Genomic DNA, 10,777 nt, shown 5'->3' with positions numbered 1-10,777 from the left:
GAACCTTGGGGTTCCCGCCGCTTTGGGGCAATTCATCCCCTGATTCAGCAACGCCGCAGATAGAAAAGTGTTTTAACCTGGGCAGGTTTTGTTCCTATAGGCGCTAATTAATTTGCCGAGTTTATTTAATTTACGATCCCAAGCAGGGTTAGAAATCTCAAGGTCAATCAATCTGTGATCCCCAAATCTCTTTTGGAAGTTTGTCACTACCCGCAAGTTTTTCTTGTATTCGTCGTGCCAAATACACTGTTGTGGTCATCGCCATGTCACGATCGCCAGAGAGCTTGTATCCATTTTCCAAACGAATGCGACAAAAACGGCAAGGACATTGGATCGGCGATCGAAGACTCTGTGTTTAAAGTCCAACGTCTAAAGTCCAACGTCTAAAGTCCAATATCTTTTTCTAGATCCGTTGCCCAAGCATCATGCCCCGTTGGGTTTTCCAGGTTCATGACTTGAGGCCACCTTTATCGTAGAAGATGTTGGTAATGACAAGCTTAAAAAGAGGGGTGCTCAGAAGTTGCATATTCCTCGTCGCCTGTCCTTCATCCCTTTAGAGAGGTCTACATGATTGACATGTCCGAAACTGCGATCGATTCGATTCATGCCCGTGAAATTCTTGACTCACGAGGGCGACCGACGATCGAAGCCGAAGTCACGCTTCTCAATGGTGCGTTTGGGCTTGCCCAGGTTCCGAGTGGAGCGTCAACCGGAAGTTTTGAAGCTCACGAACTGCGCGATGATGACAAAAGTCGCTATGGGGGCAAAGGCGTTCTCAAGGCGGTACAAAATGTGGAAGAGACGATCGCGCCAGAGCTAATCGGGCTGGATGCGGTCGATCAAGAATTAGTCGATCGCGCCATGATTGCGCTGGATGGGTCGCCTAACAAGTCAAACTTGGGAGCCAATGCGATTTTGGCGGTGTCTCTAGCCACTGCAAAAGCCGGAGCCGAATCGGTAGGCTTGCCGCTCTATCGCTATCTGGGCGGGCCGCTGGCCAATCTGTTGCCCGTTCCCTTAATGAATGTGATCAATGGCGGTGCCCATGCCGACAACAATGTGGATTTTCAAGAATTCATGATTGTGCCGATCGGAGCCTCCTCCTTTAAAGAAGCGCTGCGCTGTGGGGCAGAAGTGTTTGCTTCGTTGAGTAAAGTGTTGCATGACAAAGGCTTGCTGACGGGCGTGGGTGACGAAGGCGGCTTTGCTCCTAATCTAGAATCAAATCAGGCGGCACTGGATTTGTTGATGATCGCGATCGAAAAGTCAGGCTACAAACCGGGCACCGAAGTTGCTTTGGCGTTAGACGTAGCCGCGAGTGAATTTTACAAAGACGGCAAGTACACCTACGATGGCACGGCTCACGATGCGCCTGTGTTTATCGATTATTTGGCGAGTCTGGTCGATCAGTATCCGATCGTTTCTATTGAAGATGGTTTGCATGAAGACGACTGGCAACACTGGCAACTGATGACCGAGAAAATTGGCGATCGCTGTCAGCTAGTGGGCGATGATTTGTTTGTCACCAACATCACTCGGTTGCAAAAAGGGATTGAACAAAAAGCAGCGAATTCTATTTTGATCAAACTGAATCAAATTGGATCACTAACAGAAACGCTACAAGCGATCGACTTGGCCACACGAAATAGTTTCCGATCGATCATCAGTCACCGCTCTGGAGAAACGGAAGATACGACGATCGCAGATCTAGCCGTGGCCACTCGTGCGGGACAAATCAAAACCGGATCGCTTTGTCGTAGTGAACGGGTCGCCAAATACAATCGTCTCTTACGAATCGAAGACGAATTGGGCGATCGAGCGATCTACGCAGGCAAAGTTGGCATGGGGCCAAAATCGTAACCAAACCGTTGATTAGAGAGCAGATGAGGCATGAGAAAGTTGATCTGTTTCATCTGTTGTCTAATTCTTGTTAATGTGGATTCGATGAAATCTTTCGCTACGGTGATTAATCTGGGCAGCCCCTTAAATCCCTCAATACTGGGGGACTTTGAACCAGAAATCTGATCTAAAAGTCCCCAAAGTTGGTGGGGCTACCGTGTATACATAAGTCGATTGATCTGTACTTGCCATAATCCTTCGCCCCCTAAATCCCCCAAATTTGGGGGACTTTGAACGCTGATCAGGGTTCTAAATTCTGGAAGTCTTTTTTGCTTAAAGTCCCCCAGAATGGGGGATTTAGGGGGCTGAAGCCGACTAGAACGAAGTGAGTATAGACTTGTGTATACACCGTAGCAAAGTTGGGGGGTGGGGGGCAGAAGCGCTGAACAACGCAGCAAAAAGACTGCATCGAATTGATGTCTTGTTAACGTGATCAGGATGGAGTGCTGAAGATTGCCTGACTTTTATTTAGTGCTGGATTTAGAAGCCACCTGTTGCGATCGTGAATCTATTCCCAGAGAGCAGATGGAGACGATCGAGATTGGGGCGGTGATGGTAGAGCGCAAGACATTGGAAGCGATCTCATCAAGTTACCCGCAGGGGGTCGCAGAATTTCAAACGTTCATTCGTCCGGTCACTCACCCTGGGCTGACGGAGTTTTGTACGCAGCTAACCTCAATTACTCAAGCAGATGTAGACAGTGCCCCAAAGTTTGAGGAAGCGATGGAAACCTTTGAGCAGTGGTTAGCCAATTATCCAAACTACTTGTTTTGCTCGTGGGGTAAGTTTGACCAACTTCAGATCAAAAAAGATTGTCGTCTCCATGAGATTCCATATCCCCTCGGTCGCAAACATTTTAATCTCAAGACTCGATTTGCTCGCAGTCAGCGTCTAAAGGATCGAGTCCCCATGCTGCAAGCGCTAGACCTGATTCAGAGTCCTTTAGAAGGAACGTTGCATCGCGGCATTGATGACGCTCGAAATCTTGTCAAACTGTTGCCCTACGCGCTGGGAGTGAAGGCGATCGAACCAGCGAACGATCGTACAGAAGCTTCTATTTAACGTGGCGCTACGTCAGTTTGATCAAGTTTTTTCGCTTCGCTGTTTGGCATATCTGCCCCTGACCCTCCAAGTTTGAAGGACTTTCAGACTAGATTTGCGGTGCAAAGTCTGTCACTTGTGGAGGATTTAGGGGCTGCTCGAATTGACAACCGCAGCGAGAGATTTCATCGACAAGGTGAATCTAAAGTTACTCGCTGCGTGATCTAACCAAACTAGTTTCTAAGAAACTTTGCTCAAGGTTTTGGTTGGCAACGCTTTGGGAGCCGAGTAAGCCGATCGTCCGCCTACCAACTTTTCATGCGTGATTGACTGAGCCAACACTCTTCGATACAGATCACTCAATTGGGCTGCAACGCCTGACCAGCTAAAGTTTCGTTGAACTCGCTCTGACGCTTGTTTTCTCAGCTTTTTGGCCCAGAGTTCGTCGGAGTGAATGCGCCTGATCGCGTCGGCAAAGGCTTCTACATTTTGAGCAGGCACGAGCAATCCAGTTTCTTCGGGGACGATCGAAAACTTCAAACCGCCCACCGCAGAAGCAACGACAGGAGTGCCACAGGCCATCGCCTCGATCGCCACCAATCCAAATGGCTCATAGTGACTGGGAATCACACACACATCGGCAGCCGTGTAATAGAGCGGCAAGCGATCGTGGCCCACTCGTCCGACAAACGTGGTTTGTTCTGAGAGTCCCAGACCTTCGACGATCGTTTCAATTCTCCGGCGTTCTTGTCCATCTGATTGAGTTGGGTCACTCCCGCCGACAATGACCAGATGGAGATTAGGATTTTCTTGCAGTTGAGCACAGGCGCGAACCAGCGTTTCGATCCCTTTGCGGGGATCAAATCTGCCGACATAGAGGGCGATCTGCTGGTCAGGCTTAAAGCCAAGCTGCGATCGTGCCTCTGATCTGGGGATCGCCTGAAAGTTTTCGATGTCGGTTCCACAGGGAATGACTTCGATGTGCCCCAGTTGAGAAACTAGCGTGCGTAAGGCTTCCTGCTCTTGGGGACTGGTGGCGACGATGCAATCTGATTGTTCTAAAATTTGTTGTTCAACCGCTAGACGAATGGGCGCGATCGCAGGTTGATTCTGCACCGCCTGATACTTAATGGCACCCAGTGAATGATACGTGTGAATTAGCTGCACGTTATGGGTTTTCTTCACTTCTAAACCCACCCAGGCAGACATCCAATAATTGGTGTGGATCAAAGGATAGTGATACTTGGCTTGATAAGTTTGAAACGCTTCGACGAATGCTGGCATGAACTCAAACAAACGATCGCGAGGTACAAATTCCTGCGGCCCAGCGACCAAGCGAATGGTTCGGCAATGGGGAGAATGTTGCACGATCGTTTCATCGTCTTCTCGCGTTTTGCGGGTAAACATATCGACCTGCCAGCCCAATTTTGCCAGCGCTTCTCCGACCTGCCGCACATAGACATTTTGCCCGCCTGCTTCTTCTTTACCGATATCGGCTGCTGGGTCGCCATGCTCCGAAATAAGTGCGATCGCCTGTCGGTTGGGCAACGCCGATCGTATCAAACCGTGGGATGTTGGGTTAGATGCCTTATCTTCTTTGAGAAGTACCATTCTTTTACCTCATTAGTTGGGTAGCATTTAGCAATCGATCTGCACCTGAAGACTGCTAAAAGCTACTGGCCGGGGATGTGTCTCGAACCGTGTCTTAGCTCATCGCTAACAGATTGGACAGTCGCTCGATCACAGTCAGCCGCTTGCCTAAAATTTGTCGATAGACGGCTTCATAGCCATCGGTCATTTTCTGAACGCTAAACTTATCAACAACATGCTGACGACAATCGGCGCGCTCGATCGTTTCAATTTGATTCAACGCTGCGATGCAGTCGTCTACGGTGTCACACAAAAAGCCCGTTTTACCGTGATCAATGACTTCGGGCGCAGATCCTAACCTCATACCAATGACCGGAGTCCCCGAAGCCATCGACTCGACCATGACTAAGCCAAATGGCTCACGCCAGGTAATCGGAAACAACGTCGCCACCGCATTGCCCATCAGCGTATTTTTTTGAACGTGATTCGCTTCGCCCAGATATTCAATCTGAGTGCCGTCAATGTGGGGTTTGAGTTCGGCTTCGTAGAAGTCTCGATCGACCACATCAATTTTGCCCGCCATCTTCAGCTTCCAGCCTGTGCGTTTGGCAATCTCGATCGCCACATGGGGCCCTTTTTCAGGAGACAGCCGTCCGAGAAAGGCTAGATAGGGCGGCTCACTCGGTTGAGCATAAAACTTATAGCTATCGACATCGATGCCGTTGTAGACCGTTGCAGCGCAGTTTAGCTCCAGTCTTGGCTCACGTTGGGCATCCGAAATGCTCACATAGGGCTGACGGCTGGCGTGGCTATACATCTTCTCGTTGTCAGGAGTAAATACGCCATGTAGCGTATGGACTGTGGGCGTTTTGGAGAAATGTGCGTAGGGCAACGCGGGGCAGCCCATATGAGAGTGTATGATGTCAAAATCCTGGGCTTTTTGATAGACCTGACTGAGTTGCAGCATTTCATAGATCTGGTGTTCTTTCACCGTTGGATCAAGCCGCAACGCTCGTGCGTGAACCGATTCTAGCTTTGCCAAACTGATCGAGTCGCCAGATGCAAATAGCGTCACTTCATGGCCACGACGCACCAATTCATCGGTGAGCAAGCTTACTACTAACTCAATCCCGCCATAAGCTGGGGGGGGGACGCGCTCCCACAAAGGGGCAACCTGAGCAATCCGCATACAAACCTCCTACAAAGTCAAACTGTTTAGAAGTCTCGTTCTAGCTACAGAGTCCTTCCAAGCTAATTTCGCTTGAGAGATATGTCAGATTTAATTGAAATTCAAATTTCTGCCAAGTCGGAGATTTCACCTTGACAATTTGAGAAGTTCCACTTTTGCTACAAGCGTGGTACACCAATGCTACAAGTTGTCGTAAGAAGAAACACTTATTTGAGAGACCTTGTTTAGAAGCGTCGAAGCCCGCTCACTGCCTAGAGATATCCGCTAAGAAGGCGGCGGGTTTATTTAGCTCTCTCAAAGTTTAATCCGCTACAAATTAGACTAACTGAGCGAAGGTGAGGGTATTACGCCATGCATAGGTTGCGATCGACTTCTAAAATTGGTCACGATCGCTGACAAAGCTTATTTCTTCGATACACAAAAAATCATTGTTAACTCAAAATCTCGTCCTCTAGATCCAACTGCACGTTTAGGAGCGCAGAGAACCTATTTCGAGCCTGACGAACCCTGAACCGGAAAGTTTCCGAGCACGATCGCAAATTTTGTATTACTTTCCTTCGCCGCTCACTGCCTGGGTTCCATAACCATTTGGGCAACCCAAAATTCCCCACCCGTCAAGGCTGTCGAATGCCGTTAGCTTCGCAAGTGCCTTCAGCAACGCGCCTAAAAGAACAAAGTTTGCCTTCGCAGACTAGGCCGATTCAGGCTTTGTTAATCCGAGAAGGCGGATTGTGTTCTCGTAGCTGCGGTTTGAACCGCCAGGCAAAAAGTTTTGTCAGTTAACTAGCACCGACCCGTAACCTTTACTCAGCCCATTCCACCTTAAAAACCTCAGCAAAAGCCTTCACCACATCGGGCTTAATTTGTTGAACCGTGATGCCTGGAATGAACTGTTCTAAACTACCCACAGGCCGGTCAGGAATGCCACAGGGGACAATTTGATCAAACCCCCGTAAATCAGGGCAAACATTCAACGCAAATCCGTGCATCGTAATCCAACGGCTGACTTTGATGCCGATCGCTGCTACTTTTCGCCCTTCGACCCAGACTCCGGTTAAGCCAGCAATTCGCGTTCCGCTCAAGCCATAATTCGCCAAAACTTGAATAATCACTTCTTCTAACTGGCGCAAATACCAATGCAAATCTTTTTGGTAAAACTGCAAGTTCAAAATCGGGTAGCCCACCAATTGACCCGGACAGTGATAAGTTACCTCGCCTCCTCGCTCAACCCGGTGTAATTCATACGCTGTTTGGGTGGGATCAAACTTCAAAAAGTCGAGTGTTGCGCCGTGACCCAGGGTGTAAACGGGAGGATGTTCTAACAAAATCAAAACATCGTTTAATTTAAGACTTTCTTTACGTTCTGCGACTAGCTTTTGCTGCCAGTCCCAGGCTTTTGAGTAAGGAATGAGACCGCGATCGTACAGCACACAACAGCGCGTCAAAGACAGATTTTCTAAAGGTGAAAAACTCACAAGCGATCGCAATCTTACCTTTAATATAAACGAATTCTAAACGGCTGACGTATCCCAACGTAAATACTATTTACAATGTCTTATTACAATGTCTTAGAACCGCTGAGAAATCAAGGGGAGTTACTCCTAAATTGCCCTTAGATCACAACAGAAATCATCAAGAATTATCACAGGATGCAACACATTCTAAAGAGGACTGTCTGCCAGAATACAAAGTGTTAGGGTAACAGTAACACCCAAATCTTTAAGGGGAGAGCCTCTATGAAGCTTGTTATCCAGGGCAAAAATATCGAGATCACTGAACCGATTCGTGAGTATGTCAACCAGAAGATTGAGAAGGCTGTCAGCCACTTTCAAAACCTGACCACCGAAGTTGATGTACATCTATCTGTTGCTCGAAACCCCCGGATCACGCCCAGTCAAATCGCTGAGGTGACAATCTATGCCAATGGTGCCGTTGTGCGCGCCGAAGAAGGGAGCGAAAGTCTTTACGCCAGCATTGATATGGTTGCCGACAAGATTTCTCGACAGCTTCGCAAATACAAAGAGAAACGCTACGATAAGCGACACGAAGCCAAAACATCAGAAGTTCTAACCGATCAACCTGTTACTGAATTGTCCCTTGATCGCACCCCCGAACTTCCCGCCACTGTTTTACGAACCAAGTATTTTGCGATGCCACCAATGACGATCGCAGAAGCGCTAGAACAATTGGAACTAGTTGGACACGACTTCTATATGTTCTGCAACTCAGAAACAGGCGAAATTAATGTCGTTTATGAGCGAAATCATGGCGGACATGGCGTGATTCAACCCCGCAAAAACAACGGACACACTCACTCTAGTAAAAATGGAAAAGCCCACACAAACGGTCATTCAGCCGTCGATCGCGAAGGACACACTGTAAGTTAGCGCCGAGGATTCCAAATTTCTAACGTTAGATCCCTGACTTCTTAAAGAGGTTGGGGATCTTGTGTTTGATAAGCTGTTTTATTGAACTCAGTTGTCATCACTTCAAAAACAACTTTATTAAGATAAACGGTTAATTTGATCACAAAGCGATCGCGCTACTCCATAATTCAGGCATACCAAATTTTCATCGAGATCAAAGCATTGATTGACCTGATCTGTTTACCTGATCAAAGGTTTTGCGAAAATTTCTGATCGACTAATCCGTGGATGAAGGATGTCGTCACTTTCCAGCTTTGCCCAAATTCTTGATCCAGCTTGGACAACCTTTAAGAAAAATTCGCCAATCGATCGCAGACTGCTTAATTTTTGAGGCAGTTGAGATGACTTACTTTTCTTTTTTTCAGGGAGGAATGTATGAGCGATAGACTATCATCGGGTTCCCGAAGCGTTGCGATCGTGGGGCCCTATTTAAGTGGAAAAACAACCCTTCTCGAAAGCCTTTTGTGGGTGACAGGCGCAACGACTCGCAAAGGCAATGTGCAAGATAAAAATACGGTCGGAGACAGTGCCCCAGAGGCCCGCGATCGTCAAATGAGTGTCGAAGTCAACGCTGCCAGCACCCAATACGGCGGCGTTTCTTTTAATTTTCTCGATTGTCCGGGGTCGGTCGAATTTTCTCAAGAAACCTACAATGTGCTGATTGGCGTGGATGCCGTTGTCGTTGTGTGTGAAGCGGTGAGCGATCTCTTCGAGTTACCCGCAAGGGGTCGCGTTCTTAGCCTTGCGCCCTTATTCAAATTTCTCGACGATTGGGAGATTCCGCATCTAGTTTTCTTCAACAAAATGGATCGGGCTGATGTCGATTTTATGGAGGTTTTGCACGCACTCAAATCGATTTCTAGCCGGCCTTTGGTGCCTCATCAATATCCCATTGGGCGGGGCGAAACGCTCACAGGCTTTATCGATTTAGTCACCGAGCAAGCCTATCACTATCATCCCGGTGCCCCTGCTGACCGCGTGCCGTTTCCCAAAGAATTAAAGGAACAAGAAACGATCGCTCGGACTGAAATGTTAGAAACGCTATCCAATTTTGACGACCATTTGTTAGAAGAACTGCTCGAAGACATTGAGCCACCCGAAGCAGAAATCGTTCAAGATCTCAAGCTGGAATTGGGCGCAGATTTGATTGTGCCTGTGTTTGTGGGGGTTGTCGATCGTGATTTTGGCGTTCGTCCTTTATTGGATGCTCTAGTACGCGAAGCGCCCGACTCCGAAACGACCGCAGAACGACGCGGCATTATTCTCAGCGCTAGTACGCCGTTGGCTCAGGTTCTCAAAACCTACTTCACGCCTCAAGGGGGAAAACTCTCGCTGGTGCGGGTTTGGCAAGGCACGATTCAAGATGGCACCGTGCTAAACGGGGTGCGAGTCGGCGGCATTTATCGTCTAACGGGGCAACATCAGCAGGGGTTACAGTCCGCTCAGGCAGGTGAAATCGTCGCCCTGGGACGGATGGACGGCATCAAAACGGGCGATACGCTCACCTGTGCCGAGGCCCAAAATGCGACAGAGTTGCCCAAAGCCGAGAAAATTGAACCCGTCTACGCCCTCGCGATCAATACCGAAAAACGCAACGATGAAGTCAAACTCACCGGAGCATTGACCAAACTGTTAGAAGAAGACCCTTCACTACACTGGTATCAACACGGCGACACTCACGAAATTATTCTCTGGGGTCAGGGCGAAATCCATTTGCAAGTAGCGCTCGATCGCCTTCGTCGCAAATACAATCTGCCCATGTGTACCCATTTGCCGCAGGTCGCCTACAAAGAAACGATTCGTAAATCCGCCACCTCTCACGGACGCTACAAACATCAGACAGGTGGACACGGCCAGTTTGGCGACGTGTATTTGGATATCAAACCCATGTCACGCGGTCAAGGCTTTCAGTTTGCCGAAACGATCGTCGGGGGAGTCGTGCCCAAACAGTACATTCCAGGCGTGGAAACGGGGGTACGAGAATATCTAATTCGCGGGGCGTTGGGCTTTCCCGTCGTCGATGTGGCAGTCACCTTAACAAATGGGTCTTATCACAGCGTCGATAGCTCAGAGCAAGCCTTTAAGCAAGCGGCCCGATTGGCGATGCAAGAAGGATTGATCAAGTGTGAGCCTGTTTTACTCGAACCGATCGTGCGGGTGATTCTCTCAATTCCGACAGATTTCACCTCCAAAGTGCTGCGGCTGGTGAGTGGTCGGCGCGGTCAGGTGTTGGGTTACGACGCAAAAGCCGATTGGCAAGGTTGGGACGAAGTGACCTGTCTGTTACCCCAGGCGGAAATGCACGATCTGATTGTGGAACTACGATCGCTCACAATGGGCGTGGGTTCTTTTCACTGGCAACCCGACCACCTACAAGAAGTCCCTGACAAACTGGCGGAACGAGTTCTCTCAACAATGGGAAATGGGAACGAGAACGGTCGATCGCACAGCCATTAAACCTGGATTTTAATCTGGATTCGATGAAGTTTTTTCGCAAAGTTCTCTACTCGTGGGGGATTTAGGAGGCTGCTAGATTAACAACCGCAGCGAAAGATTTTATCGAATTCACGTTAATGTCAATTCGATGAGAGTTTTTTCGCTTCGTTGTTCACGGCTTCTGCCCCCCAACCCC

At 48.6% G+C, this 10,777-nt stretch carries 8 protein-coding genes; 5 read left to right on the top strand and 3 right to left on the bottom strand.

What is annotated here, in order from left to right:
• Window positions 1–200 precede the first annotated feature (200 nt).
• From ACJ2PR_RS33340 to ACJ2PR_RS33330, 3 genes are all read left to right on the top strand, one after another.
• Window positions 201–359 (top strand): hypothetical protein, encoded by a 159-nt coding sequence (locus tag ACJ2PR_RS33340; RefSeq protein ID WP_446880263.1) that lies wholly within the window; start codon window positions 201–203, stop codon window positions 357–359.
• A 208-nt stretch (window positions 360–567) separates the two neighbouring features.
• A complete protein-coding gene (gene eno / locus ACJ2PR_RS33335; RefSeq protein WP_446857272.1) occupies window positions 568–1,860 on the top strand; it encodes a phosphopyruvate hydratase in 1,293 nt (430 codons plus the stop codon).
• A gap of 492 nt (window positions 1,861–2,352) precedes the next feature.
• Window positions 2,353–2,961 (top strand): exonuclease domain-containing protein, encoded by a 609-nt coding sequence (locus tag ACJ2PR_RS33330; protein WP_446880262.1) that lies wholly within the window; start codon window positions 2,353–2,355, stop codon window positions 2,959–2,961.
• A gap of 219 nt (window positions 2,962–3,180) precedes the next feature.
• Here the strand turns inward: ACJ2PR_RS33330 and ACJ2PR_RS33325 are convergent, their stop codons facing one another.
• From ACJ2PR_RS33325 to lipB, 3 genes are all read right to left on the bottom strand, one after another.
• Window positions 3,181–4,551, bottom strand: a complete 1,371-nt coding sequence (locus ACJ2PR_RS33325; RefSeq protein WP_446880261.1) for a glycosyltransferase family 4 protein — start codon at window positions 4,549–4,551, stop codon at window positions 3,181–3,183.
• Window positions 4,552–4,645: 94 nt separating this feature from the next.
• On the bottom strand, window positions 4,646–5,719 hold the full coding sequence (locus tag ACJ2PR_RS33320) for a glycosyltransferase family 4 protein (protein ID WP_446880260.1): 1,074 nt from the start codon (window positions 5,717–5,719) through the stop codon (window positions 4,646–4,648).
• A gap of 803 nt (window positions 5,720–6,522) precedes the next feature.
• The gene (gene lipB, locus ACJ2PR_RS33315) at window positions 6,523–7,194 is read right to left on the bottom strand and encodes a lipoyl(octanoyl) transferase LipB (RefSeq protein ID WP_446880259.1); all 672 of its coding nucleotides are present in this window, start codon (window positions 7,192–7,194) and stop codon (window positions 6,523–6,525) included.
• A 261-nt stretch (window positions 7,195–7,455) separates the two neighbouring features.
• On the opposite strand from lipB, the gene hpf reads away from it, so the two are divergent.
• Window positions 7,456–8,106 (top strand): ribosome hibernation-promoting factor, HPF/YfiA family, encoded by a 651-nt coding sequence (hpf, locus tag ACJ2PR_RS33310; RefSeq protein WP_446857266.1) that lies wholly within the window; start codon window positions 7,456–7,458, stop codon window positions 8,104–8,106.
• Between the two features lie 414 nt (window positions 8,107–8,520).
• Window positions 8,521–10,602, top strand: a complete 2,082-nt coding sequence (locus ACJ2PR_RS33305; protein ID WP_446880258.1) for an elongation factor G — start codon at window positions 8,521–8,523, stop codon at window positions 10,600–10,602.
• The last annotated feature ends 175 nt before the right edge of the window (window positions 10,603–10,777 follow it).

Source organism: Phormidesmis sp. 146-33, from assembly GCF_052939515.1.
The sequence above is the reverse complement of the archived record's forward strand: the minus strand, read 5'-3'. Positions and strand labels throughout refer to the sequence as shown.